This is a genomic window from Mucilaginibacter flavus, assembly GCF_030409315.1.
Lineage (GTDB): Bacteria > Bacteroidota > Bacteroidia > Sphingobacteriales > Sphingobacteriaceae > Mucilaginibacter > Mucilaginibacter flavus.
Genome location: NZ_JAUFPS010000020.1, coordinates 38,187 through 63,578, shown reverse-complemented (window position 1 = coordinate 63,578; position 25,392 = coordinate 38,187). Strand labels below are relative to the sequence as shown.

Genomic DNA, 25,392 nt, shown 5'->3' with positions numbered 1-25,392 from the left:
CTATATTTATATATGGATTCAAAAATATTTTCATACCAGGTTGAAGGCATCAAATTGGAGCCTTCAACCGATTTGCTGAAAGTAAGCCCGGTATTTGACAGGAAAGAACTTACAGAAAAGCTCAAAGAGTTATTTAAAGCGGATGGTTTTAAGGTAGATGAACGGTCATTTAGCTACAAGATTATTGACGATCAGCTGTATATTCAGGGGCTTGCTTTTAAGGAAGAGGTGGCGAAGTCTATTGGGTTTATGTCGGTGAAATAAAAGAGCGAAGCTGTTATTTAGCCTTATTAACATATTGATCAAATATGAATTGGAGACTTGTGCGATTCCTTCCTTGGGGGAAGGAGGAGGTAGGGGTTTAATAAACTTAGTCGTTAACATGATGTTAAGTCGCTTTTAGAAACCCCTCCCTGCCTTTGCGCTCATTTCCAGCCCGCCCCTCCCGAGGGAGGGAATTTGTAAACTCCACAAAAAAAGAGCGATAAGTTAACCCTATCGCTCTTTTATATTTTTAGTCCTTTGTCCTTTAGTCCTTCATCTTTTGTCCAACAAAAGTCCAAAAGTCTCAAAGTCCCAAAAGTCCAACAAAATTATATCAGTAACCTTACTGGCTCTTCTAATAATTGTTTTAATGTTTGCAGGAACGCAGCAGCTGTAGCGCCATCAACCACGCGGTGATCTGCACTTAAGGTAACTTTCATTACGTTGCCTGCAACCACAGCACCATTTTTAACAACCGGAACAGCCTGGATACCGCTTACAGCAAGAATACACGCGTTTGGTGTGTTAATAATAGCGGTAAACTCATCAACGCCAAACATACCCAGGTTTGATATGGTGAAGGTTGAGCCTTCCATTTCTGCAGGTTGTAATTTTTTAGATTTTGCTTTACCGGCAAGTTCTTTTACTTCAACAGATATATGACTTAATGATTTTCCATCGGCAAACCTGATCACAGGTACCAGCAAACCTTCGTCAACTGCTACGGCTACACCAACGTGAATATGCTCGTTGGTACGGATCTTATCGCCCAGGAATGATGAGTTAATGGCAGGATGTTGTTTTAATGCAACAGCCACTGCTTTAACTACAAAATCATTGAATGATATTTTAACAGGAGCAATATCATTGATACGGGTACGGGCAGCAATAGCCTGATCCATATCGATGCTCATGGTTACGTAGAAATGCGGAGCAGTGAACAAGCTTTCGCTTAAGCGGCGGCTAATAGCTTTACGCATTTGAGTAACCGGCCTTTCGGTAAATTTCTCTTCGCCTGTATAGGTTGGTAATACAACAGGTGCTTTAGCAGCAGGCGCAGATGGAGCAGCGGCTGGCGCGGCATCAGGTGTTGCAGCTGGTTTAGCAGCCGGTTTGTATTCCTCAATATCTTTTTTAATGATACGGCCGCCTTCTGCGCTGCCTTTAACATCATTAAGGTTGATGCCTTTATCTTTCGCGATTTTACGTGCCAGTGGTGATGCTTTAACACGGCTATCATCGGTTGACGATGAAGCAGCGGGAGCGGCATCGGCAGTTTCGGCTTTTGCAGCAGGTGCAGCTTCTTCAGCAGCAGGCGCATCATTACCACCTTGTAATAATGGAGTAATATCGGTACCTTCTTTACCTACAATGGCTATAATACCGTTAACGGCAGCAGCTTCGCCTTCTTTTACACCAATGTATAATAACGTACCGGCCTCGTAACCCACAACTTCCATGGTAGCCTTATCGGTTGCCACATCAGCTAATGAGTCATCAGCTTTTACTTTATCGCCCACTTTAAAGTTCCATTTTTCAATGGTGCCTTCGGTCATGGTATCGCTTAATAGGGGCATGCGGATAACAGTAGCAGGTATGGCTGATAAATCAACCTTTGGTGCAGCCGTAGCAGCAGGTTTTTTATCGGCAACCGGTGCAGGTTCGGCAGCTTTTTCTTGTTTCTTTTCAGCAGGCTCGCTACCACTACCGGCCAGGGCTGTTTTGTAATCTTCGCCTTCTTTACCAATTACGGCAATAACCGAATCAACCGGAACGGCCGCACCTTCTTCAACACCTATAAACAACAAGGTGCCATCCTGGTACGATTCAAAATCCATGGTAGCTTTATCGGTTTCAACCTCGGCCAATACATCGCCTGATTTTACCTTATCACCAACTTTTTTATGCCACTTAGCCAATACCCCTTCGGTCATGGTATCGCTCATCTTAGGCATTTTTACTACTTCGGCCATATACTTTTTATATGTGTTATAATTTTAATACAACGTTTTGTAAGTCAAAATTCAAAAGCCAAAATTCAAAAAATGAATAATGGCTTTTGAATTTTGGCTTAGTATTTAGTCTCTGATATAAGGATAGTCTTCCTGAACATACACATCGGTATATAATTCAGAAGCATCCGGCCATGGCGATTCTTCGGCAAACTGTACCGCTTCATCAACAATGGCTTTAATTTTAGCGTCCATTTCTTCAAACCAGGCTTCATCAGCATATTTCTTTTCAACAATGGCCTGTTTGGTCATTTCGATAGGATCTTTTGCTTTGTAGCTTTCCAACTCTTCTTTGGTGCGGTATTTCTGCGGATCAGACATCGAGTGACCTTTGAAACGGTAAGTACGCATTTCTAAGAAAGTAGGGCCTTCACCAGCACGTGCACGTGAAATAGCTTCGTCCATAGCAACGTGTACCGCGGCAGGGTCCATACCATCAACAGCAGATGAAGGGATACCGTAAGGTAAGCCTAATTTATAAATATCTGTTTGGATGGTAGTACGTTCAACAGAGGTACCCATAGCGTAACCATTGTTTTCACAAATGAAAATTACAGGTAATTTCCAAAGCGCAGCCATATTAAAGGTTTCGGTAAGTGCGCCCTGGCGCACAGCACCATCGCCCATATAGGTAATGTTAACAAACTCGGTGCCTTTATATTTTTCGGCAAAAGCAACACCGGCACCAAGTGGCACCTGGCCGCCTACAATACCGTGGCCGCCGTAAAAGTGTTTGCTTTTATCAAACATGTGCATTGAACCACCTTTGCCTTTTGAGCAACCGGTAACTTTACCATACATTTCGGCCATGATAGCATTTGGCGATACGCCTTTGGCAAGTGCATGCGCGTGATCACGATAAGCGGTAATCATGCTGTCTTCTTGCTTCATTACAGACATGGCACCGGCCAAAACGGCCTCTTGCCCAATGTACAGGTGGCAAAAGCCCCTGATCTTTTGTTGTCCGTATAGTTGTCCTGTCTTTTCTTCGAACTTGCGCATCAACAGCATTTGTTCGTACCACATCAGGTAAGTGTCCTTTGTTATTTCGATTGAACTCATGTATTTAAACAGTCAGTTTCTTGGAGTAAAGCGCAAATCTAATTATATCCTTTAAATTATCGAAACCGCAACCAAATTGTTATGAAGATTTATTTTTTATTTCATATCAGCCGCATTTAGTAAGCAATAAATGGCGCGGTTTGTTTGTTTAACCAAACTTTATAAGGTGGTTTTACTGTTTTGCAAAAGCAATTTATAGCCTTTTTAGTGTTTGAACAGCTAAAACACTGCTATTGTCCTGATTTTGAGACTATTTTTTTGCATGTTTTTTATACCAAAAGTAAAATATACTTAAAATAAGGTAACCCTAAATGATGAAGAAACGTAATAGGAAGTGCTATTGATTGATAAGATTGTTTGTAAAAGACCTTTTTTTACATTTTTTGAAAAAAAAGCATCATTAATTTGCAATTTTAAAAAATATGGATAGTTTTGTAATCAACGATAGACAAAGTGTCTGATTTAATAAACAATTTGTTGGCCCTAACAACAAACTTAACGCGTTAAATGAAGAAATTTGCCCTGGCTATTGCCCTTATGTTCACTGTTTTAGCCTCGCAGGCTCAAACAAAAGCTGCTCCGGTTACAACGGAAGATAAAACTGAAGAGCAGGACGGTTTAGCTAAAACATACTTATCCCAGATTATGGGTGTTGCATTATCGGCAACCTCAAATATGAAACTTTTTCACTTTGTTTATGACTGGATTGGTACCCCATACCACTTTGGCGGCGAATCAAGAAAAGGGATCGATTGCTCGGCATTCACTAAAGAATTATACAGTGAAGTTTTTAACCTTGATATCAAAAGAAGTTCACGTGATATTTTTAGCATGGTTAATCCCGTTGGTAAAGATGATTTGAAAGAAGGCGATTTAGTTTTCTTTAAAATTCACAGCCGCAGAATTTCACATGTTGGTATTTATTTAGGCAATGGCCGTTTTGCCCATGCATCATCAAAAGGTGTGGCTATCAGCAGCCTCGATGATAATTATTACAGTCGTTATTTTTACAAAGGCGGCCGCATGTTGGCATCATTTAAAGAAGAACTGAGCAATGCCCCGGCCTCTGCGGGTGGTGATGACGAAAGTAACAATTAAGAAGAAATTCAATTAAATATCTAAATTAGTCCCTTCATAAGCATATGAGGGGATTTTTTTTTGCCGGTAAATTCGGGATTTTAGTTTTAGCAGCAACTACAATGGCATTGTTGCTGCAAGCTTGCAATAACAATAAACAAGCTCACAAACAATCGCTTGTAAAGCAAAAAACGGCCGTTGTAGCTGCAGCCAAGCCACCCGGGCCTGCTCCAATACCCGCCAGGCATGACACCCTTTGTATAGCCGCTGTAGGCGATATTATGTTAGGGACATCGTATCCGGATAGCAGTATGCTGCCCCCGGATAGTGCCGTTAATAGCTTCAACGCGGTGAAACCCGATCTTAATAACTCTGATGTGATATTCGGTAATCTTGAAGGCACGTTACTTGACCAGGGCGATCCCGCACATTACAAGCTACACCAAAAAAGCAAAGCATTTTTATTTAGGATGCCTACCAAATATGCAGGGGTATTGAAAAACGCGGGCTTTAACGTACTGAGCTTAGCCAACAACCACATTGCCGATTTTGATATTAAGGGGCGGTTAAGTACTATGAAAACGCTGGATAGCCTCGGCATTAATTACGCGGGATTATTGGATAAACCCACCGCCGTTTTTGAACAGAATGGCGTTAAATATGGGTTCTGTTCGTTTGCACCCAATGCTACCACCGTTCCGTTGTTGGACCTTAAAGGTGCAGCCCGTATCATCAGCGAATTAAAACAGCGTTGCGATGTCCTCATCGTTTCTTATCATGGCGGCGGCGAGGGTGTAAACTATGAACATGTGCCTTTCCAGATGGAATCATTCATTGGCGAAAAACGTGGCGATGTACATGTCTTTGCCCATAATGCTATTGATGCCGGGGCAGATTTGATTTTTGGTAACGGTCCGCATGTAAACCGGGCTATGGAAATTTATAACGGACGTTTAATTGCTTACAGCCTGGGTAATTTTTGCACTTATCGTTGTGTAAGTGTTGCCGGTGTTTGCGGCCTGGCTCCGCTGCTTAAAGTTTATGTAAATAAAAAAGGGCAGTTTTTGCATGGCAGGTTAATCTCGTTCAGGCAGGATCATAATTTAGGATTATTGCGCGATACACTTAACCGGGCGGCCATGCGCATACGTACCCTTACCCAAACAGATTTCCCGGCAGGAAACCTTGCCATTGATGATGATGGTGAGATAACGGCTACGTTGCCTGATTCTTTGGGATTGGCAAAGGCACAGCAGTAAGGCTTAGTTCTATTTGGGGTTTTATTAAGAAGCGGCGGGCACGTGCGATTCCTTCCTTGGTGAAGGAGGCAATGTCATTAAGTTAAGGATTTAATGTTGATTTTAATATCGAACACAGAATGTCCAATATCGAATAATGAAGTAAAACCCTTCGGCGTTGAACATTCGAAATTCATTATTCGATATTATTTCTAATTCTGTTTTTCCTTAACTTAATGACATTGGGGAAGGAGGGTAGGGGTTAAACCGCGAGTCAGGTGCTCCTTTATTAAGGCCGCAAGTAGAAACCCCTCCCCGCCTTTGCGCACATGCCTGCCCGCCCCTCTTGAGGGAGGGAATTGAAAAAAACAGCCAAATGAACCTAAATGAAAGCCTTCCCCTACCCCAATATCTCCTTAATATCATCGGCAGAAAGCGATTTTATAAAGCTCTCTTCTGTAGTGATTAAAGCCCTGCTCAGGCTTAGTTTACGTTGTTGCAGCGCGAGGATCTTTTCCTCAACAGAATCTTTGGTGATGAATTTATAGATAAATACGTTTTTAGTTTGGCCGATGCGGTGTGTACGGTCGATGGCTTGTTGCTCAACGGCCGGGTTCCACCACGGGTCCAGAATGAAAACGTAATCGGCTTCGGTGAGGTTAAGGCCCACACCACCGGCTTTTATCGAGATCAGGAACACCCTGGTCTTTTTATCTTCCTGGAATTGTTTTACCACATCGCCCCTGTTTTGGGTGCCGCCATCAAGGTATACGTAAGGGATGCCCTCGGTATCAAAATGCTCGCGGTAAATGGTAAGCTGTTTTACAAACTGCGAAAATATGAGCACCTTATGCCCGCCATCCAATACGCTGGCCAGGGTATGTACCACGTTTTCAAATTTTCCGCTATCTCCCTCATAATCTTTATCAATCATGATGGGGTGGTTGGCTATCTGCCTCAGCTTAATTAAGCCCTGCAATACCTGTATCTGTGTTTTGGCAAAGGTGCCGTCCTCCAGGCTTTTCAGCAATTCGTTCCTGTATTCTGATTTTACTTTTTCATAAACCGACGACTGCTCTTCGCTCATATCGCAATACAACAGCGTTTCGGTTTTAGGCGGTAACTCGGTTGCCACCTGCTCCTTGGTACGGCGCAGTACGAAAGGTTTGATGAGGGCTTGTAGTTTATGGGCTTTATCCTCGTCCTTTTTCTTTTCTATCGGACTAACAAATTCATTCTGAAAAAATTGCTGGCTACCCAGCAAGCCGGGGTTAATGAACGACATCTGAGTCCACAGATCATTAACAGAGTTTTCTACCGGCGTACCGCTCAATATCAGTTTAAAGCGCGACCGTAGTTGCTTAACCGATTGAAACGATTTGGATGACGGGTTTTTGATGTTCTGGCTTTCATCCAAGATCACGTAATCAAAAAAGTAACCCTTAAACATTTCGATATCAATGCGACTGATGCCATAGGTAGTGATCACCACATCATAGTTGGCAAATACCTCTGCCGAGCGGTAGCGTAACGTACCCGTATGTACCATCAGCCTCAATTGCGGCGTAAACTTTTTAGCCTCGTTAAGCCAGTTATATATAAGCGACGTTGGCATAATAACCAGCGAGGTGCTTTTGCCGCCTTCGGCTTCGGTAATTTCTTTATGCTTTTGCAGCAGGGCCAGGGTTTGTATGGTTTTACCTAAACCCATATCATCGGCCAGGCAACCGCCAAAATGGTATTGCTTTAAAAAGTGAAACCAGTTATAGCCGGCTTTTTGGTATGGGCGCAGATTGCCTGCAAAGTTCTCGGGCATATCTACCTCTTCCAGCTCTTCAAAGTTGCTTAGGCGTTGCAATTTACGCGTCATGGTTACGTTGGCCATCTCGCCTTCGGCCAAATCGGTAACCAGGCCTATATGGTGCCTCCGTAGTTTAAGGTCGGTACTGCCATCTGTAAAGTGCAGCAGGTTACCATATTGCGAAAACCATTTTTCTGGTATTACCGCGATCTCGCCAGATGGCAGTACAAATTCCTTTTTATGATTAAGAATGTGGTTACGTAGCTGTATAAATGGAACCTGGTATGGCCCAAACCAAACAATGGCGTTGATATCAAACCAATCATTGTTTTCTGAAACCTCCAAGTCAATTTTGCTACTGCCAAATACATAACGTTTGCCGCCCTCGGGCTGCTCAATTTCAAAGCCCTGTTCTATCAGCTGGTCGTGATGTTGGTTGAACCATTCAAATATCGAAAATGAATGATCGGCATCTTCATCATTATTGTTAACCTCCAGGTTTTGAAACAGGCTGGAGGTTATTTTGAGGCCCATTTGTTCCAGCAGTGCCATCTTACCTTTTTCCCAGGTGGTAGAGCGTTTTATGCGATGGAACAGGTAATCATCGCCATTTTTCTCCATCCGTACAGATACATGCCTGCCATCCCCGTAAGGGAAAATATAGCCAGCGTAATTAAAATTAAGCTGTATTTGCGAAACGCCGCCCTCCACATAAATAGGTTTCAACACCGGGCGGGCATCGTACTTTTCGGTATTGATGGTAAAACCTTCGGCGTAAACGTTGTGCTTTTCAATAAGTGGCGCTACAAAACGTTCAAAGTATGATTGCTCCGACGATTTGGGGATGGCTATGTAACGTTTATTTAAAAACGGTACCAGCTTTTTACCCTCAATCTCTTTATCAAAATAGTACAGAGTATCATCCAGCATCATCCAGGCGGGGTGATTGCAAATGATCTCCGCATTTTTAAACATAAACTCAATCCGCATGCCCTGGTACTTGATAGTAGGGAAATACCTGATCTCATCATCGCCACGCCTGAAATGGAACAGCACCGAAGCAGCTTCGGTAGCCATTTGCAGCTTACGTTCGCCGGGATAGCCTTCCTTGCTCATCTGGTATACCTTTTTACCGGCTTGCATGATCAGGTTAAGGGCCTCCACCATCCGTTTTTCAATTTTGGGGCGGATAACCTCAAAAAGCTGTTCCGTAAATATCTTGGAGAAAAACTCAAACGGGCGGATGGGCTTTTTATAAAACTTTTTGATCACGTTGCCTTGCTCCATCTCTTCCAAAACCTTAATCAGTTTCAGATCGGTATCATCAAGGCAATGGATAAATTCTTTGGCTGTATTGCTGAATAAACGCTGGTAGGTTAATGAAAATTCGCCGTTGGGGTTAAGCTGAACGATGTGTGGTTCAATAACATAACCAAGGTAATCATGCCGGGCAATGGCATAAATGATCTGGCATGGTTTTGTACTGTCTACTCGTAGCATCATTAACTTTTGATAAAAATTAATAAAAGCTACATCAACAAAAAATTCAAACGTAATGAGAATTTAGGGGAATTGAAAGGTTTTTTATTTTTTTTATTGCGGGTGGAGGAATGGTTGATTAAGTTGACTGGGGTAAGTGGTTGATTGAGTTTAGGTTTTGGAAGTAATATCGAATAATGAATTTCGAATGTCCAACACCGAATTTTGCCTTCATTATTCGATGTTGGGCATTCAGTGTTCGATATTAAATTCATACTACAGCGGGGCTAAATCTCCAAAGCCAGTTGATCGCCCGGTCCGGCTTCTTTTTCTTCACGTTGACGGGGCGTTACATCGCCAAAGTTAGATAGGGTGATTCCAAGCAGTCTTACCTTTGCATCCTCGGTATCAGTAGCCGCCATCAATTGTTTGGCTACCCGGCCTATAGTTTCCAGGTCATTAAACGCGGTGGTGAATGACTGGTTGCGGGTAATCTGTTTGAAATCGTGATATTTTACTTTAAGGGTAAGCGTGCGGCCTTTCAGTTCATACTTAAGCAGTCGATTGTGTACAGTAAGCGCTATTTTATCCAGCTCGGCCTCCATTTCGGGCAGGGTGGTTAAATCATAGGCAAAAGTATCTTCGGCGCCGAGGGACTTGGTTTCGCGATGGGGTTGAACTTCACGGTTATCAATGCCACGTACAATCTGGTAATAAAACCGGCCGGGTTTACCAAAGTTTTTAACCATTTCGGGTTCAGTTAGCCGCTTCAGGTCGGCACCGGTATGCAGGCCCATTTGCTTCATTTTTTGAGCCGTTACCTTACCTACCCCAAAGAATTTTTCGACCGCCAGGCCCTCCATAAAACTTTCAATGCTGGATGGACCAATAAATTTCAGGCCGTCGGGTTTATTGATATCCGACGCTATTTTGGCCACAAATTTATTGATAGATACACCTGCCGAAGCGGTGAGATTAAGCTCATCTTTTATAGCCTGCTTAATTTGTTTAGCAATGTCAATGGCCGAACCTATGCCCAGTTTATCGTTGGTTACATCAAGGTAAGCTTCATCTAAAGATAGTGGTTCAATAAGATCGGTATAGCGGCTAAAAATTTCGCGGATATGCTGCGATACCTCCCGGTAAGCATTGAAACGTGGCAGTACAAACAAGGCGTCCGGACAAAGCTGTAAAGCCCGCTTAGATGACATAGCCGACCGCACCCCAAATTTACGTGCCTCATAACTGGCTGTAGCCACCACGCCGCCCCGCCCTTGAGGTAGTCCGCCAACCACCAGAGGCTTGCCCCGATACTCGGGGAAATCACGCTGCTCAACCGACGCGTAAAAGGCATCCATATCAATATGGATAATTTTACGGAATATTGTTGCAGGCTGATCTGGCATAAAGCAAATATAGGGGTTGGGGAATGAAAGGGTTGCAATTGAGTTTACACTATGGCGTTTGAAAGATAAACTACATTAGCGTGTACTGGGTTACCTATTACAGTTATCAGTATTAATATCAAAAATAAAAGGTGCGATGGCAGAGCGGAGAACAGCGGGGGTGGTATTAGAGGGATTGGCTTTTATAGCGGTGGTTTGTTTTTGGGTACTGCCATATATCATTTTAAAATCAACCCACACGCTATCTTTTAAAAACTGCAGTGTCGAGTTTAAATATTACGCCGCTGTAGATACGGCCGATGATGGATACCAACTTGCCAAGCATAAACTGGCTCTATGCCTTTGCAATGCTTATAGTCGCAAAAAAGATATTGAAGTTGGTAAACAGCTTATTAAACTTTACCGGCAACACGGTAATTCAATAGCGCCGCAGGGCGATTCACGGGGTAGTTACAATAGCCTTGATAGTATCTTAAAATATCGTACTATGGCTTTTGACACAGTTTTAGTGTCAGATTAAATAAGCGGTCGCTAAATAAGACTGCTATTTCTCTTCATCAGTGATTTTTTTCTTGATGTTGTTAAACAACCGGGAAGCATTAGCATTATTGTACTGATACTCCCCGGTAAAATAATCCGTTATTGTTTGCACAAAAAAGCAGCTTGCGGTATTATTTCTGATTTGCTCATCTAAGGCTGTAAGCTCGGCCCTACTCGCCTCGTGCATCAATTTTTTAATGGTTATTTGAATCAGTTGCTCTTGATCCATAAACGGCTACAATACTTTGGTATTATCCCTCGGCACCCGGTCAATGAGTTTATTGTAAGGATCGATGCCTACTTTTTCCGGTTTGCCTTTTACAATAACGGTGATGGTATGTTGCCCTGCTGTTAACTTATGTTTTTTAAAATATAGCGGGTTTACCTGGTTATAACCTTGCTTATCCTTGCTATCGGCAGCAAAAACACCTATATCGATATAGTCATTCATAGTTGCAGGTACATCATCGCCTTTACTGTTGATGTAGACTTTGCCGGTGCTTACTTTCAGCGTTACTTTATACTGCCCGTTACCCATGGCAGTGGCTTTGGCATCTACTACGTGGTTATCATAAAAGGTGATTTTTTCCCAGGTATCGGTTAAGTAATATTTTACCGAATCGGGCGTATGTTTTTGCAGGTACTGGTAAAGATCGTTATTGCCGGGATAAGGGGGCTGTTTTTTAAAGGCGTAGGCATCCTTAAACTCGTGCAGGGCGGCATTCATATTCTTGTCGCCGATGAGATCTCTTAAACCATATAACACGTTGGCCGCTTTGCCCTGGTACTCATGCCATTCATTGGCGCGCAACAAGGTATGTTCGGGTTCGTTGCCCCTGCTGTGGAAATATAGGTACCGCCACATTTCGTCCTGCAATACATCGTGAATGTTGTTTTTGCCATACTTTTTCTCAACCATAACAAAGGCATCGTACCTGGCCAGGCCTTCGGGAATCACATAAGAACCAATGGTATTATTTGGTGCCACCTGGTAACGCCACCATTGCTGGGCTACCTGTATCATGGCGTTGTAATAGCAAAAATCAAATAAGCCGGACTTACTGAAATCGGCATTCCATCCATCACTTTCGGTATAGGTGCCTAATGTTGATAGCACAGAGGCCTGCGGACCATAAACCCCGGTTTCGGCTATCCGCATTTCATCAAAAGGATAGTTACCGTAGCTGGCCGAAAGGTACTTAATGCCGTCTTTAATGGCAGTGTGATATCGGTGAATGTTGGCAGCGTGCAAGGGATTATAAAATACACTGGCATTAACCGGGCTACCGTCATTTAACTTAACAGTATCGCGCATCAAAGCATAATTCGCACTCAAAATACCAAACGGCGGATACATGCCCGGGGTGCTTTGTACATAGTGGAAATAATTGCGACCATCCTTTGTCCACTGTTTTTGTAAGCTACCTGCCGAAACAGCGGTTTGCCCCGCAGATGTGCTTACCGTAAGATCGAACTTTTGGATGCACGCGCCTTTGCCAATCCTTAATGTGTTGGTACCCCGGGGATCATTTTGTTCATAAACATCTTCTTTTTTGGGCGGTAAGCCATAGCGCTTACGTTCATAAGGGCTGCTCATTTCGTCGTCTTCGTCGTAGCCTATACCCGGTAAGCCTCCTTTAAAGAATGTACCGTTTCGCAACAGATCGGCGCTGTACAAATCATTACTAAAGCCATTATGATAAACGGCCGAATGAAGTTCAACCACAGTCGAATCGCCGGGAGCCAATGGCTGTTCAAATTTATATAGTCTGAAATCGGCGGTATCCTGTTTGGGTCTAAACCAGTTAAACTTGCCCTGCTCATAAATCAGAGGTGTAGTAAATGGCATTGGCTTACCGTTAATTTTCAAATCATATTCGGGCAGGTCGTCCCCGTCAATGAGTACCTGATTTATGGTTGTTTGAGTATTGTTAACCAATGTAAAGTAACCGTGTGTATTTGATTGTTGTTTTTCGGGATAGATATCTACCGCCAGTTTTACCGATGTTACGCTGGGTAACGGCAGGTTTTCATAGCGCTTAAGCGTGCGCTCATATAATACAGCGCGCCCGTCATTTTCAGATTTGGTGAGATAGCTATTCAGGTAGCTTACATTGTAATAAATGAAGGACGAAAGCGATACAAAAGCAATTAGTAATACCGCAGTAATTAAGCGGGTTGTGGTGTTAAACCTGCCGGCTACCAATTGCCACCGCTCTTTAAAGGTTGATGATACACCACGGTAATAAAACAACGCGGCCACAACTATGAGCAGGCCGGCGGTTACCAGCCAGTAGGTGTTAAACCATGCAACTGACGTAATCATGTGGCCAATGCTATCCATATCTGAAATACGATAGCCCGGCGTGTAAGAGTACAGCAGCAGGTTATAGTTAAAAATGGATGTGGTGTGCAAAAAGTAAAGAGCCACCCAAATGGTGATGCCGATGCCATGCGCGGCAAATTTGTTATTCACCACCACGTGTATCACGTATGAAAATACCACCATCTCTAAAAATCGGGGCAATATAAGCCCGAATACCGACAGCAGGTAAACAGGGAAATTAAACTGCGTATAACCTTTGGCTATTTGTATCCCCAGGCCCAGCACCATGGGTACTAAGGACAAACCCAGCCCGAGTATCAATAAACTCAGCAACCGCGATCCGTTTAAAACCCAGTTGGGCGCGGGTAATGAATCGTTGATGAAGGCGTAGCGGGTAATGCGGTCGCGGTGTACGGTTTCGCCGGTGTAAAAAATGATGATAAAGAAAATGAAGAAGGGAAAAACCTCGTTGAAAATATCCAGCAACTCCACCGTGCGCGGAAAATCAGGAATATAATAAAAGCTATTCCCCATAGATAGCACGAAGCCTAAAAAGGTAAGGCCGCAAATGATAATGATCCAGAAGTAATTATCACGTACAATGTTGAGTAATTCGGTTTTGGTAAGGCTGATGAGTGTTTTACGGTTGTAAGCGCCGGCAAAAGAAGTAGCTACTTTAGGGCGCGCGGCGCTGCGGTTTACTACGCCATCTTTAATCAGTTTTTTATCGCGCCTGCCGCTAAAAAAATCTTCAAAGTTAAAGCGGATGTAAGTAAATATTAATACCAATAGCCCAATGCCCGGCCACAGGATACGGTTAAGCAACAGCGGCCCGCCAAACTCAATAAGGTTGGTGTTTTGCATGGCCGCAGTTGCCGATTGTTTTTGCTGCCTGATGCCGTTAAACGCGAAAGGATCGGCCAGGTTAATTACATACTGGTTGTTGGTACGCTGCAAAAAGAAGGTAGCTATCAGGTAACCTAAAAACAGGATGATGCCGCCGCTGTATATCACTTTAATATTACGGGTGACAGCCACCAAACCGTAAAACAGGGATGATGTAAAAATGAGGTTAGGCACCGCGATAAGTAAAAATGGCTGCCAGTAATACATAAAGTTATTTGGTCCATAATTGCTGGCATCTTTCCAATGCATAAGCGGACCGAGTTTTGTACCTAAAAAAACGCCCAGCATTACCGCGCCGCCAATAATCAACACAAACATTAGCGAGCTGAAGTACCTCCCCCAAAAGTAACCAGCTTTGGTGATAGGGTAAGTGAGGTAATAATCCTTAGTATTGTGTTCAATATCTTTATACAAAGGCATGCCCATAATGCCCGATGTTACCAGCATCATAAAAATGCTGATCCATCCCATGGCAAACGCGATGAGCATGGGGCTGTTGATATGCTCCTTTTCGCCAACGGGCAACGAACCTGTTGCAAAAGAAACTGTTATAAAAACAAGTGCAGCGAAAAAATAGGCGTACACCAAAGGCCTCCTGAGGCGATTTTGTACCTCAAAAGCAAATATTTTCCAAAACATAGTGGTAGGGTTTTAAATGGTATTTACATCTACACGGGTAGCAATGTTGCTAAAGTATACATCCTCCAGGTTGGGCGTTGCGGGGGCAAAACCTTTACCCGGATCAGTTTCGGCCAGGATACGGATGTGGAGTTTACCCGTTTTTAACTGGGTAGAGATCACCGAAAAATCATCCTGGTAAAAACTTAGTTCGGCCTTATCAATGGCTTTGCTAAAAATGCGGCCTTCCATTTCGCTTACCGCTATATCCGGTTCGCCGGCGTATAATACCTCGCCCTGGCAAATAATGGCGAAGTTGGAACACAGGGTGCTTACATCTTCCACAATATGGGTTGACAGGATCACAATGGTATTTTCGCCCAGCTGGCTCAGCAGGTTATAAAAGCGGTTTCGCTCGGCGGGATCAAGCCCGGCCGTAGGTTCATCAACAATAATAAGTTTGGGGTTACCAATCAGCGCCTGCGCAATTCCAAAACGCTGTTTCATCCCGCCCGAATAAGTGCCCAGGTTTTTCTTTTTATCCTTGCCCAGGTTTACATTATCAAGCAGGGCGGCAACGAGTTCTTTGCGTTCGGCGTTATTGCCTACGCCTTTGAGTTGGGCAATATGGTCAAGCATACGTTCGGCACTTATTTTAGGATATACGCCAAACTCCTGCGGCAGGTAGCCCAGCAATTGCCGTACCTCGGTTTTGTTTTTAAGTACATCCAGCTCATCTAAAAAAATGCTGCCGGCATCGGCCTCCTGCAAGGTGGCTATGGTGCGCATTAAAGAAGATTTACCCGCGCCGTTTGGCCCCAATAAACCAAACATGCCATTATTTAAAGTAAGCGATACATCCTTTAGCGCGTGCACACCGTTGGAGTATGTTTTGGAGAGTGAATTGATTTGTAATTTCATAAGGATTGGAAGGTTGAAACAGTTTATTTTTTTATGGATTTGATGGCAGCCCCGTTCATGATCAGCAAGGCGCTATCTGCCAGTTGGTAATGCAAATTGGTAATATTGGCCTCACTTAAAATAAGCTGACCTTTGTTACGGATATCGAAATTACTGTGCTGGATATTATTGGTTTTAAGCACAGTAAGTTTTGCCAGGCTGCGATCATTGATGCTGGTTTCGGTGTTTAAATACTTAAGCGTATTGTTTGCCAATACTACCTGGCTTCCCCATTGCTGGGTAATACTAAGGCTATCTTGTTTAAAACCATCTATTAACACACGGTGTGCCGACCAGCCATCAAAAGCGGCTGTATCCGTGTAGCTCACCTTGTTTAGTATATAAATAGCGTTTGCATGCACCGCTTTAAGGTTTGGGCACGATATGATGATCATGTACGCATCGCCGGGATTAAAGCGGGCGTACCCCCAGTTTAAATCAACCTGTAGCTTATTGCCGGTTTGCTTAAACACTAAATTATCTTTCGGCACATTGTGCACCATCACTTTAAATGGCCCCTGCACCAATTTTACATTAATGTTTTCTGATGGGTTGATGGTTACTTCATTAAAATTGCGATAAGGTAAGGTGGTGAAATTAAAGTAAGGGTCTTTATAATGCCCGGTTAGGTATTCCCTTTTTAGCGCTATGGCGTACACAATGTTTGATATAACCAGTGTAAGCAAAATGGCTAATACAATTTTATTGCTCGTTTTCATGGCCGGTATCTGTTTTAGGTTTATTGTCTTTTTTATACTGCAGATAAATTTGCTGCAGGTCATCTAACTCAATATCAAGCAGCAGGATGTTCCTGAAAAACTCGGGCAGTTCCTGTTGCATAAAGCGTTCTTTACGTATAGCTTTTATTTTCGCGGCACCATCGGCAGCTACAAAAAGGCCCATGCCCCGTTTGTTGATAATTACCTCCTGGTTTTGCAAAAGCTCGTAAGCGCGGTTAACGGTGTTGGGGTTAACCTCCAGTTCAATGGCCAAATCGCGGATAGAGGTTATCTTTTCGCCGGCCGGCCATTTGCCCGTTAATATATTTTCGCTTACTGCCCCGGCAATTTGCAGGTATATGGGTTCGTTTTCTTTAAAATCCATGTGCTGTGTAATTAAGCCTGCTTTTCTTTTAACCTGAAATAGGCGGCAACCCAAAACAATACCGCTATAACACAATACATGATAAAGGTGTATAGCTCTTTATTATTAGTAAGGTTTATGACCACCATATGCCCGTTTTCAAAAAAGCCAACGTTTGTTAAAGGCAAACCGGCAATGGTGTCTTTATTAAACAACCAATCATTCATAAGCTTATTGCCATACATCATAACCGCTATGGCTATGAAAAACAAAAACGCGGTTTTAATAAAGTGAAGCTTTTTAAAATAAATAGCCCCGTAAAAAGCAATAGAATGTAAAAACGAATACAAAGCCAGCACTATAAATATTAATGGAAATTGCAGCGCCCCTGGTTTTTGCCATAGGTTAAACAACTCGGGCTGTTGTTGAGGAAAGTGCTTTACGTTTATTAAAAACAGCATCACCGCAAAAAAGCTAACCGTAACTACCACAAACAAAATAAGAAAGGAATAAAGCCATGCCACCAGGTATTTTTCGAAATGGCTGGCTGGTAAGGAAAGCGTTGTGATCACTTTTTTGTTACTGCCATACTCGGCAAATATCGTACTGGTAAATATGGAGCCGCCCAATAACAGCAGCCAAACGTATAGCAGGATCTGGAACATAGGATCGAGCGAGGTATTGATCATATAAATCAAAAAGCTGCCGCCCATTACCATTACACCTACCAATACCACTGTCGACATCAGGTACCGGGTGTAATACTCCTGGCTATGCTTGATAAAAAGCCTGCTAAACCGGGCCGGACTAAAAAAGTTTGACATATGTTACGATGCTTTTAATAATTCAACTATTTTTTTGTTACCGCCTATGATAGCGTTGAACAACAATTCAAGATCAACTTTGCTAAACTTCCCTGTTGTGTTTTGCAAAATGGCATTGGTGCCGCGCATATCCTTTTCTTCATAAAGGGGCTTCAATCCTTCGGTATCGCTGTAAAAACCGAATGTTAGTTTTTCAGCCACTTCATCCATTGGGAGGTTAACTACAATTTCCTTTTCGTGCAAAACCAGCAGCGTATCTATCAGGCTATCCAGGTCACGTACCTGGTGGGTTGATATCACTATGCAGCGCTCATCGGTAAGTACAGAGGCTATTAGTTTTCTGAATTGTACTTTTGAGGGGATATCCAACCCGTTGGTAGGCTCATCCATAATAAGCAGATTGGTGTTGGTAGCAAGGCCGAAAGCGATCATCGCTTTTTTTTGCTGACCGAATGATTGTTTATCCATCACCGCGTTTTCATCAACATCCAACGCTTTGAGGTAGATATAAAAATCAGATTTGCTAAACTTAGGGTAAAAGCCGGCGGTATTGGCCACATACTGCGCCGGGGTAAATGATGGCACGTAAATATCTTCGGCCAGAAAATAGATTTGTTCCAGGATGGATACCGGCCTGCCAGATACACTTTTGCCGTTAAGCATACAGCTCCCCAATTGCGGATAGGCCAGGCCTGCCATATTCTTTAACAGCGTTGATTTACCTGCCCCGTTTTTGCCCAACAGCCCATAAATATGGCCTTGCCGTAATGACAGGTTTAAATCCTTAAATAACAAGGTTTGCTTGGCATATCCAAAACTCAGATTTTTAATTTCAATCATAAAGAGTAGCGGTGTGTTGGTTAACTAATACACCACAAATCACGGTGCTATTTTTGATAATTCCTAATGATTTGACAAAATTATTTTCAGGGGTGCAGATTCCACTCGATACACAAAAGAAAACCACCCATGGAAGTGCAAACGAACAGGATTCGGCTAAGGTTGATTAACAAGGCAAATTAACGTGAGCCTGCAGTTTATTGCTGTTCCATTTATGGCAGATTTAGCTTGAGCGTTATAAAGTAACGCAGGTTTTTGCAAGAGGCGTTTTACCGGGGTAGGCCAACAACACTGCATTGAAATCACTTTTATTAAAAAAATTAATTTTATTAACCAATATTATTTTGCGGTTAGAGGGCGCTGCCAATGTAGCCCGAAACGGATATATTTGCCTGTTATTCAAATATAACCCTATTAGTCTTGTAGTACTACCCGGAAATGTTTTATAGTTTAGTAGTACGAAAATACCAACTACGGATAGTATGAAACGTTACCTTATCATATTTATAAATTTTTGTTTCTTATTCAATAAAGCTTATGGGCAATCGCCATCGGCAACGATTGACAGCCTTATTAAGTTTAGGGTTATAACGGCACAAGACCGTCCTATAATAGTGAAGGAACTCACGCATCAAAACAATAAAACCCATACTCCTTATCGCATTTCGATCCTTGGCGGATTAGAAAGCATCATTCTTCAAAAAACTTATCATATCGATCCACATAAAACTGGTTTTTCCTATTCTTATACTAACAAACACATCAATAAAAAAAGCCAGGATAGCATCAATATGTCGCTTCGGGTATTGTTGGAAAAGATAAAAAAAGCAGGCTTGCTTACCGATAAGGTTTATACTTACGCATTAAAAAGTATAGACAGTGGCCGTTACTTAGTTGAACTGCAAATGATAGGTAGTTTAACAGAAATGAGTTCACGTATGGAGTGGTTGACTCCAAAACGATTACTACCTGTTGCAGAAGAACTACACAAAAATAGTATCGTTAACGATTCATCTTTTCTACGGCTGAAGGATGATATCAATCAAGGCAAAATAGAATCGGCATTTCAGTTAAACGATTATTGCAACTTTGACCGGGTTTTTGATATGGCCAAATACCCTGACGACCCCGCTATTTGGTTAGAACAGATGCATCGCGATATTGCCTCAATATTACCTGACCTTGAGTTTACTGATTTCAGCTACACGGAAATACCAGACACCTCCATTTCGTTAAATGGAGTTAGGTTTAAGGTGAGTTTAACTTGTAATGGACATGTTTACAAGCACATCAGCCTTCCCATCAACAATTACAGGAACCCGCGGGGCAAAGTTATCCCTAAGGATATTTTTGTTGAAGATTTCTATCGCATTTTTAATAAAGTTTTAACAGACAGTAAATCACCATATCGCTTACACAGTATGATGCTCAGCCATACCGGCCCTAAGGAAGATATCAACTGTTTTGCCCTTATAGCTTTAAAAAACGTACAAGGTGAAATATTCATGAAAGAGCCCTGCATGTCTTATATGCTTGTAAGTATGGACGGGTATGACAATGCATTAACATCAGCGAAGATAGATAGCACCATTGCCGGCTGGAAAAAAATGGGTGTTTTTAAACACCTTTCAAACGCCCGGCTAAAAGAAGCAATTGATGAAACTGAGGCTGCTGATCCATTTTCAACTGCCACGCTATTATCTAACTTCCCAGGCGTGATCTATAATTTACATGATGCCGAAAGTGTTCAAAGTTTGCCCTATGCTGATCTGTTGACTCATTTTGCGCAAATTACACATGGGGAATTTAATCCTTCAAAAATTATCCAAATCAAAGCTAGCCGTGGTTTTAAACTGCAATACTTATCAAAAGGTAAAATTCATTCATATACCTTCCCTACGGCCTACGGATGGTTTGATGTTAAATTTCCGACGTTTTTAAAACAATTAAGTCGAGAGAATAACTTAACAGGCAACTTTTATCATCTAAGATATGATGAGGCGGCTATCTACTTAACTAAACAGCAATATGACTATGCCCTAACCAATAAATTGTTTGAATTTAATCTTGACACAAAGGCGAAATAGCGGCAAGGTAGCCAATTGTTCCTTAGCAATATTTCTGTATCAGCTCAGCTAACCACCCTCTTTTTATAGCGGTTCTCGCAATATAATTAAATACCGGCTCCGCTTTTTTTTGAATCCCGATCATCTTAGAATTATTGAGGTAAACAAACAAAGCCAGGTCTGAAATTTTCTTTGGAGTTCCTGCAGCGCTTGCTAAACCATCTTTTGCAAGTCCTTTGGAGATTAGAAGCACGTTTTCAAAGTTTTGATTACCAGGGTTGATGCTTACTTTTACCATGCACTCCGCTTCCGTAGTATTATGAAAATAATGCTTTTCGTTTGGATTTATGATTGCTATGTCTCCTTGTTGGAGGTGGAGGATGTCTTCGCCTTTCCCAACTTCTAAAGTACCCCTTAAAATCTCAAACGTTTCTGCAAACAAGGTGTGGTAATGCCCGGGTGTTTTTTCGCCTGGGAGAATATTAAATTCCAATACGCTTTCTTTATTGGTTTCTGCCGAGGTAATCAGTTTAACGTGGGGCGGTGTTTTTGTAGTTTTTTTGAGGTTTTACTTGCCAATAAAACCATTGCGCATACAAAGCAAATGATGATGGCGGTGATGTGAGGCATGGCTTGCTGAACGCTGTTGTAACTTTTGTTTAGTACAACAAGCATATCGGCAATAGGGACTATTGTACCGGCTAACAGCGTTATGGCCAAAGCCCGCCTTTCATTGGTCAAAACAAAAGTGCAAAGCAACAAGCCAGAAAATATATCCCTGATCCCTTTAATATAGTGAAAGGAATAGTCGCCCTGTTCCTTAAAATGTATGCCGTATCCGGCTTCGGCTATTTCGGGCGACAAAAGAAAACGGGCACCGATAAAAACCAATCCCAGGCCGGTTAAAAATGCGAGTGCATAACAAATTTTTGTTGTCATAATTATCTGTATTTGAATTACAACACAAAATTATTGTGGCAGCAATCAGCATTGATGCACCTGGGTTAATAAATCAAATCTGAGTTGAACTTCTTTTACGGATACGGCTTAGAGATTGGGGCTTAACGCCTACGTAAGAAGCAATGTAATATTGAGGAATACGCTGGGCGACATCAAAAAAGCCCTGTATGAATTTTTCATAACGTATTTGAGGCTTATCCGTGTATAGCGAATCTTTTTGTCGTGTTATATTGATAAAAACCTGCTCAATGCCTAAACGACCGAATCTTTCCCCATGCTTAACAGTCTGATAAAAAGTTTGCATATCATCGTAACTGATTTTCCATAGCGTGGTATCTTCTATAGCTTGTATGCTTACAGTGGTTGGCACCCGGGGGATAAAACTCTGGTAGTCGCAACCCCATTCGCCTTCTTTACCAAAATAATGGGTTTGCTCTTCGCCGTTATTGAAAAGGTAATAACGCACTAATCCTTTTTCAATGAAGAAAATATGCTTGCAAACCTCACCGGCCTCCAGCACATGTTCGCCCTTTTTAACAATCTTTTTGCGAAACAGGCTTTTGATGATCTCCTCGTCGGAAGCCGACAATGGAACAAGCGCCCGGATATTTTCAATAAGCAAATCCATTTGATTAAGGTAAGAGAATTTTTGGGGAAAAATCGGGTCTATAGCAAGTATTACCACCGCGCTGACGTCCGCCAAAACTCGTGCAAACACAAAAAAGCCTCTCTGATTTCTCAAAGAGGCTTTTTAACTGGGTAGCGGGAGCAAGACTCGAACTTACGACCTTCGGGTTATGAGCCCGACGAGCTACCAACTGCTCCATCCCGCACTATTTTTAATTTGGTCATTACAGTCATAAACTCTGTAATGGTTTTCCTGCTCGCCAGGAGTTTTTATTTTGGCCTGATATTGCTATCCCTCCGTTTTGAAATTAAAAGCCTTAAATTTTTCAATCTAAGGCTTTCGTGGGTAGCGGGAGCAGGACTCGAACCTACGACCTTCGGGTTATGAGCCCGACGAGCTACCAACTGCTCCATCCCGCACTATCTTTTTGTTGGTATTTACATAACGGACATAAACCCGAAATGTTTGTTTCCAATTGTCAAAAATGCAATTTGCACTCCGTTTTAATTGGACTGCAAAGATATAATTCGTTTCTTTGCAGTCCAAATATATTTTTAATTATTTTTATATGAGTCACAAGGCAGGTTTTGTAAGTATAATTGGTAAGCCCAATGCCGGTAAATCAACCCTTATGAACGCCTTGGTAGGCGAAAAAATGTCCATTATTACGCCCAAAGCGCAAACTACACGCCACCGTATTTTGGGAATTGTGAACACCGATGAGTACCAGATTGTATTTTCTGATACGCCAGGTGTTATTAAACCGCACTATGCCCTGCACGAAAGCATGATGCACCAGGTTGACGGATCTATCGTTGACGCCGACCTTATTTTATTAGTTACCGATATTTACGAAGAATACGATGAAACCGACGTTTTAAAGAAGCTGGAAGGTTCATTAGCCCCCTTGGCCGTGTTAATCAACAAAATTGACCAAAGCGATGAGGAAACCGTAAAAAAGAAGATTGAATTTTGGCAGGAGAAATTAAACCCTAAAGCCATCTTCGCTATATCGGCCCTGCATGATCATAATATTAAAGCAGTGATGGACTTTGTAATAAGCGACCTGCCCGAGCATCCGGCCTATTATGAAAAAGACCAGCTGACCGATAGGAACGACCGTTTTTTCGCGTCGGAAATGATCCGCGCGCAGTTGCTTAAACAATACAAAAAGGAAATTCCTTACAGTGCCGAGGTTATTGTAACCGCGTTTGTGGAAGGCGAAAAGCTGCACCGCATTAGTGCCGAGATCATTGTAGAGCGCGATTCGCAAAAAAATATAATTATTGGCCAGGGTGGCAGCATGCTTAAAATAGTAGGTACGTACGCCCGCCGTGATATGGAAGATTTTTTCCAAAGGAAAATATTCCTGGAAATGTTTGTAAAAGTAATACCCGACTGGCGCAGCAAAAAAAATTACCTGAAAAAATTTGGGTACGAGTAACAGACCTTTAGAATCAAGAGTCAAGAATCAGGATATTGCTTGGCTCAGTAATAAAATTTCATTTAAATAAGAATGAGAATTTTAAGATGGATAGATTTGTATAAATCTTGAATCTTGATTCTTACTTCTTGACTCTAATTTAAAAGCATGAGTAACATAGTAGCCATTGTTGGCCGCCCAAACGTAGGCAAATCAACCTTATATAACCGCTTAACCGAAACCCGCAAAGCCATTGTTGACGATTTTAGCGGCGTAACCCGCGATAGGCACTACGGTGTATCGGAGTGGCTAAACAACAAGTTTACCGTTATTGATACTGGCGGCTACGTAGCCAACTCTGTTGATATTTTTGAGGCTGCCATTCGTGAGCAGGTTGAAATTGCCATTGAAGAAGCTTCGGTAATTTTGTTCATGGTAGATGTTACCACCGGAATTACCGATCTTGACGATGAAATTGCCACCATGCTGCGTCGCAGTAAAAAACCGGTGTTTGTGGTGGTTAACAAATTAGATAATAACGCTTTGCTATCTGATGCAACTGAGTTTTACAGCTTAGGCCTGGGCGAGATTTACAGCATCTCATCCATGACCGGTTCTGGGACCGGCGATTTGTTGGACGAAGTTGTTAAAACTTTTGATGATGAGATCCTGGAAGAAAATACCCGCCCTAAATACGCCATTGTAGGCAGGCCAAACGTGGGCAAATCATCTATTATCAACTCATTGATTGGTAAAGATCGTAACATTGTTACCCCTATTGCCGGCACCACCCGCGATTCTATCCATATCCATTACAACCAGTACGGTCATGATTTTATGCTGATTGACACTGCCGGGATGCGTAAAAAAACCAAGGTAAAAGAAAATATCGAATTTTACTCGGTAATGCGCACCATTAAGGCTTTAGAAGAGGCCGACGTGATCATACTGATGATTGATGCCGTTGAAGGTATCGAATCGCAGGATATCAATATTTTCCACCTGGCCGAAAAGAATAAAAAAGGCATTATGGTGGTAGTGAACAAATGGGATTTGATTGAAAAAAACAACAAAACCGTTAAGGTTTTTGAAGAAATGATTCGCGAGAAAGTTGCTCCCTTTACAGATGTGCCTATCGTGTTCACTTCCGTTACCGAAAAACAACGTGTATTAAAAGTAATTGATGTAGCCAATCAGGTTTACCAAAACCGCGCCCGCAAAATCCCTACTTCAAAATTGAATGAGATAATGTTACCCATCATTGAAAAATACCCGCCGCCATCTATCAAAGGCAAATACGTAAAAATTAAATACATCACCCAAATTGCAGGCTCATCGCCTATGTTCGCGTTTTTCTGTAACCTCCCGCAGTATGTGAAAGAACCATACTATCGCTTCATTGAAAATAAACTACGCGAAAACTTTGAGTTTAGCGGCGCGCCGGTACAGGTGTGGTTCAGGCAGAAATAGGGCTTTACAGATGTGCAGATTTTAAATATGCAGGTGTGCAGATGATTTTTGATCATTTGGTCTTCAAAAATTACAATAAGGGATTTACCGGTTGGTGAGTCCCTTGTTTGTTTAATCCGGAACTGTAAAACGTATCCGTAAGCGCTACAATACACGGCATCGTCGTTTGGGCAAAATCAGGAAGACCATTTTTAAATCAAATAGGGGACACTTTACTTTACCAGTAAATAGGTAGCACCTACGGCGCATAAAACCTTTATGCTATTTTCTACAAATATGTAGCCGCTATGCGGCAGGAAGTAAGGCTTACTAATAGGAAATCGTCATATAAATATCAAACTCTACTGTTATGCCTGCCGCATCGCGGCTACCTGTTTGTAGCAACGTGCCCCACCCTCCAAATGCCGCA

21 protein-coding genes and 2 tRNA genes are annotated in these 25,392 nt (G+C 42.3%); 7 read left to right on the top strand and 16 right to left on the bottom strand.

Annotation, left to right across the window (positions count from 1 at the left end):
• Window positions 1-12 precede the first annotated feature (12 nt).
• On the top strand, window positions 13-264 hold the full coding sequence (locus QWZ17_RS06980) for a hypothetical protein (protein WP_290304359.1): 252 nt from the start codon (window positions 13-15) through the stop codon (window positions 262-264).
• Window positions 265-593: 329 nt separating this feature from the next.
• Here the strand turns inward: QWZ17_RS06980 and QWZ17_RS06975 are convergent, their stop codons facing one another.
• Both QWZ17_RS06975 and pdhA read right to left on the bottom strand, forming a co-directional pair.
• On the bottom strand, window positions 594-2,237 hold the full coding sequence (locus tag QWZ17_RS06975; RefSeq protein WP_290304358.1) for a 2-oxo acid dehydrogenase subunit E2: 1,644 nt from the start codon (window positions 2,235-2,237) through the stop codon (window positions 594-596).
• A gap of 105 nt (window positions 2,238-2,342) precedes the next feature.
• On the bottom strand, window positions 2,343-3,338 hold the full coding sequence (gene pdhA / locus QWZ17_RS06970) for a pyruvate dehydrogenase (acetyl-transferring) E1 component subunit alpha (protein ID WP_290304356.1): 996 nt from the start codon (window positions 3,336-3,338) through the stop codon (window positions 2,343-2,345).
• Window positions 3,339-3,845: 507 nt separating this feature from the next.
• Here pdhA and QWZ17_RS06965 point away from each other — a divergent pair.
• Both QWZ17_RS06965 and QWZ17_RS06960 read left to right on the top strand, forming a co-directional pair.
• Window positions 3,846-4,436, top strand: coding sequence for a C40 family peptidase (locus QWZ17_RS06965; protein ID WP_290304354.1), 591 nt, complete (start codon window positions 3,846-3,848; stop codon window positions 4,434-4,436).
• Window positions 4,437-4,480: 44 nt separating this feature from the next.
• Window positions 4,481-5,674 (top strand): CapA family protein, encoded by a 1,194-nt coding sequence (locus QWZ17_RS06960; RefSeq protein WP_290304352.1) that lies wholly within the window; start codon window positions 4,481-4,483, stop codon window positions 5,672-5,674.
• Window positions 5,675-6,053: 379 nt separating this feature from the next.
• On the opposite strand, the gene QWZ17_RS06955 is transcribed toward QWZ17_RS06960, so the two are convergent.
• Window positions 6,054-8,954, bottom strand: a complete 2,901-nt coding sequence (locus QWZ17_RS06955; RefSeq protein WP_290304440.1) for a DEAD/DEAH box helicase — start codon at window positions 8,952-8,954, stop codon at window positions 6,054-6,056.
• A 266-nt stretch (window positions 8,955-9,220) separates the two neighbouring features.
• Window positions 9,221-10,339: a DNA polymerase IV gene (dinB, locus tag QWZ17_RS06950; protein WP_290304351.1), complete on the bottom strand. Its 1,119-nt coding sequence runs from the start codon at window positions 10,337-10,339 to the stop codon at window positions 9,221-9,223.
• A gap of 136 nt (window positions 10,340-10,475) precedes the next feature.
• Here dinB and QWZ17_RS06945 point away from each other — a divergent pair, with 136 nt between their 5' ends.
• A complete protein-coding gene (locus QWZ17_RS06945; protein WP_290304349.1) occupies window positions 10,476-10,859 on the top strand; it encodes a hypothetical protein in 384 nt (127 codons plus the stop codon).
• A 24-nt stretch (window positions 10,860-10,883) separates the two neighbouring features.
• On the opposite strand, the gene QWZ17_RS06940 is transcribed toward QWZ17_RS06945, so the two are convergent.
• From QWZ17_RS06940 to QWZ17_RS06910, 7 genes are read right to left on the bottom strand one after another with little or no spacing between them, the layout of a single operon-like run.
• Window positions 10,884-11,108, bottom strand: coding sequence for a hypothetical protein (locus QWZ17_RS06940; RefSeq protein ID WP_290304347.1), 225 nt, complete (start codon window positions 11,106-11,108; stop codon window positions 10,884-10,886).
• A gap of 6 nt (window positions 11,109-11,114) precedes the next feature.
• Window positions 11,115-14,750: an ABC transporter permease/M1 family aminopeptidase gene (locus QWZ17_RS06935; RefSeq protein WP_290304345.1), complete on the bottom strand. Its 3,636-nt coding sequence runs from the start codon at window positions 14,748-14,750 to the stop codon at window positions 11,115-11,117.
• A gap of 12 nt (window positions 14,751-14,762) precedes the next feature.
• Window positions 14,763-15,650, bottom strand: a complete 888-nt coding sequence (locus QWZ17_RS06930) for an ABC transporter ATP-binding protein (protein ID WP_290304343.1) — start codon at window positions 15,648-15,650, stop codon at window positions 14,763-14,765.
• 23 nt (window positions 15,651-15,673) lie between these two features.
• On the bottom strand, window positions 15,674-16,408 hold the full coding sequence (locus QWZ17_RS06925) for a hypothetical protein (RefSeq protein ID WP_290304341.1): 735 nt from the start codon (window positions 16,406-16,408) through the stop codon (window positions 15,674-15,676).
• Window positions 16,392-16,793 (bottom strand): GntR family transcriptional regulator, encoded by a 402-nt coding sequence (locus QWZ17_RS06920; RefSeq protein WP_290304340.1) that lies wholly within the window; start codon window positions 16,791-16,793, stop codon window positions 16,392-16,394. Before QWZ17_RS06920 ends, QWZ17_RS06925 begins: the two co-directional genes overlap by 17 nt.
• 11 nt (window positions 16,794-16,804) lie before the next feature.
• Entirely contained in the window at window positions 16,805-17,596 is a 792-nt protein-coding gene (locus tag QWZ17_RS06915) for a hypothetical protein (protein ID WP_290304338.1), read from the bottom strand.
• Between the two features lie 3 nt (window positions 17,597-17,599).
• Window positions 17,600-18,436, bottom strand: a complete 837-nt coding sequence (locus tag QWZ17_RS06910; RefSeq protein WP_290304336.1) for an ABC transporter ATP-binding protein — start codon at window positions 18,434-18,436, stop codon at window positions 17,600-17,602.
• Window positions 18,437-19,050: 614 nt separating this feature from the next.
• Between QWZ17_RS06910 and QWZ17_RS06905 the strand changes: the two genes are divergently transcribed.
• Complete coding sequence (locus QWZ17_RS06905) at window positions 19,051-20,523, top strand: hypothetical protein (protein WP_290304334.1); 1,473 nt, start codon at window positions 19,051-19,053, stop codon at window positions 20,521-20,523.
• A 22-nt stretch (window positions 20,524-20,545) separates the two neighbouring features.
• Here the strand turns inward: QWZ17_RS06905 and QWZ17_RS06900 are convergent, their stop codons facing one another.
• From QWZ17_RS06900 to QWZ17_RS06880, 5 genes are all read right to left on the bottom strand, one after another.
• Window positions 20,546-20,995 (bottom strand): cupin domain-containing protein, encoded by a 450-nt coding sequence (locus tag QWZ17_RS06900; protein ID WP_290304333.1) that lies wholly within the window; start codon window positions 20,993-20,995, stop codon window positions 20,546-20,548.
• 32 nt (window positions 20,996-21,027) lie between these two features.
• Window positions 21,028-21,441: a DUF4267 domain-containing protein gene (locus QWZ17_RS06895; protein ID WP_290304331.1), complete on the bottom strand. Its 414-nt coding sequence runs from the start codon at window positions 21,439-21,441 to the stop codon at window positions 21,028-21,030.
• A gap of 73 nt (window positions 21,442-21,514) precedes the next feature.
• Window positions 21,515-22,090, bottom strand: a complete 576-nt coding sequence (locus QWZ17_RS06890; protein ID WP_290304330.1) for a Crp/Fnr family transcriptional regulator — start codon at window positions 22,088-22,090, stop codon at window positions 21,515-21,517.
• A 128-nt stretch (window positions 22,091-22,218) separates the two neighbouring features.
• Window positions 22,219-22,295, bottom strand: a tRNA-Met gene (locus QWZ17_RS06885).
• Between the two features lie 137 nt (window positions 22,296-22,432).
• A tRNA-Met gene (locus tag QWZ17_RS06880) sits at window positions 22,433-22,509 on the bottom strand.
• 149 nt (window positions 22,510-22,658) lie between these two features.
• On the opposite strand from QWZ17_RS06880, the gene era reads away from it, so the two are divergent.
• Together era and der are read left to right on the top strand one after the other, a co-directional pair.
• Window positions 22,659-23,534: a GTPase Era gene (gene era / locus QWZ17_RS06875; protein ID WP_290304328.1), complete on the top strand. Its 876-nt coding sequence runs from the start codon at window positions 22,659-22,661 to the stop codon at window positions 23,532-23,534.
• Between the two features lie 147 nt (window positions 23,535-23,681).
• A complete protein-coding gene (der, locus tag QWZ17_RS06870; protein WP_290304327.1) occupies window positions 23,682-24,983 on the top strand; it encodes a ribosome biogenesis GTPase Der in 1,302 nt (433 codons plus the stop codon).
• Window positions 24,984-25,392: the final 409 nt, after the last annotated feature.

What these genes read in the sequence shown, in the direction of transcription:
- QWZ17_RS06935 (WP_290304345.1), bottom strand. Translation starts at nt 14,750, where the DNA reads ATGTTTTGGAAAATATTTGCTTTTGAGGTACAAAATCGCCTCAGGAGG.
- der (WP_290304327.1), top strand. Translation starts at nt 23,682, where the DNA reads ATGAGTAACATAGTAGCCATTGTTGGCCGCCCAAACGTAGGCAAATCA.
- QWZ17_RS06920 (WP_290304340.1), bottom strand. Translation starts at nt 16,793, where the DNA reads ATGGATTTTAAAGAAAACGAACCCATATACCTGCAAATTGCCGGGGCA.
- QWZ17_RS06895 (WP_290304331.1), bottom strand. Translation starts at nt 21,441, where the DNA reads ATGACAACAAAAATTTGTTATGCACTCGCATTTTTAACCGGCCTGGGA.
- era (WP_290304328.1), top strand. Translation starts at nt 22,659, where the DNA reads ATGAGTCACAAGGCAGGTTTTGTAAGTATAATTGGTAAGCCCAATGCC.
- QWZ17_RS06960 (WP_290304352.1), top strand. Translation starts at nt 4,481, where the DNA reads ATGAGGGGATTTTTTTTTGCCGGTAAATTCGGGATTTTAGTTTTAGCA.
- QWZ17_RS06890 (WP_290304330.1), bottom strand. Translation starts at nt 22,090, where the DNA reads ATGGATTTGCTTATTGAAAATATCCGGGCGCTTGTTCCATTGTCGGCT.
- QWZ17_RS06930 (WP_290304343.1), bottom strand. Translation starts at nt 15,650, where the DNA reads ATGAAATTACAAATCAATTCACTCTCCAAAACATACTCCAACGGTGTG.
- QWZ17_RS06965 (WP_290304354.1), top strand. Translation starts at nt 3,846, where the DNA reads ATGAAGAAATTTGCCCTGGCTATTGCCCTTATGTTCACTGTTTTAGCC.
- QWZ17_RS06910 (WP_290304336.1), bottom strand. Translation starts at nt 18,436, where the DNA reads ATGATTGAAATTAAAAATCTGAGTTTTGGATATGCCAAGCAAACCTTG.
- pdhA (WP_290304356.1), bottom strand. Translation starts at nt 3,338, where the DNA reads ATGAGTTCAATCGAAATAACAAAGGACACTTACCTGATGTGGTACGAA.
- QWZ17_RS06925 (WP_290304341.1), bottom strand. Translation starts at nt 16,408, where the DNA reads ATGAAAACGAGCAATAAAATTGTATTAGCCATTTTGCTTACACTGGTT.
- QWZ17_RS06915 (WP_290304338.1), bottom strand. Translation starts at nt 17,596, where the DNA reads ATGTCAAACTTTTTTAGTCCGGCCCGGTTTAGCAGGCTTTTTATCAAG.
- QWZ17_RS06975 (WP_290304358.1), bottom strand. Translation starts at nt 2,237, where the DNA reads ATGGCCGAAGTAGTAAAAATGCCTAAGATGAGCGATACCATGACCGAA.
- dinB (WP_290304351.1), bottom strand. Translation starts at nt 10,339, where the DNA reads ATGCCAGATCAGCCTGCAACAATATTCCGTAAAATTATCCATATTGAT.
- QWZ17_RS06980 (WP_290304359.1), top strand. Translation starts at nt 13, where the DNA reads ATGGATTCAAAAATATTTTCATACCAGGTTGAAGGCATCAAATTGGAG.
- QWZ17_RS06940 (WP_290304347.1), bottom strand. Translation starts at nt 11,108, where the DNA reads ATGGATCAAGAGCAACTGATTCAAATAACCATTAAAAAATTGATGCAC.
- QWZ17_RS06945 (WP_290304349.1), top strand. Translation starts at nt 10,476, where the DNA reads ATGGCAGAGCGGAGAACAGCGGGGGTGGTATTAGAGGGATTGGCTTTT.
- QWZ17_RS06955 (WP_290304440.1), bottom strand. Translation starts at nt 8,954, where the DNA reads ATGCTACGAGTAGACAGTACAAAACCATGCCAGATCATTTATGCCATT.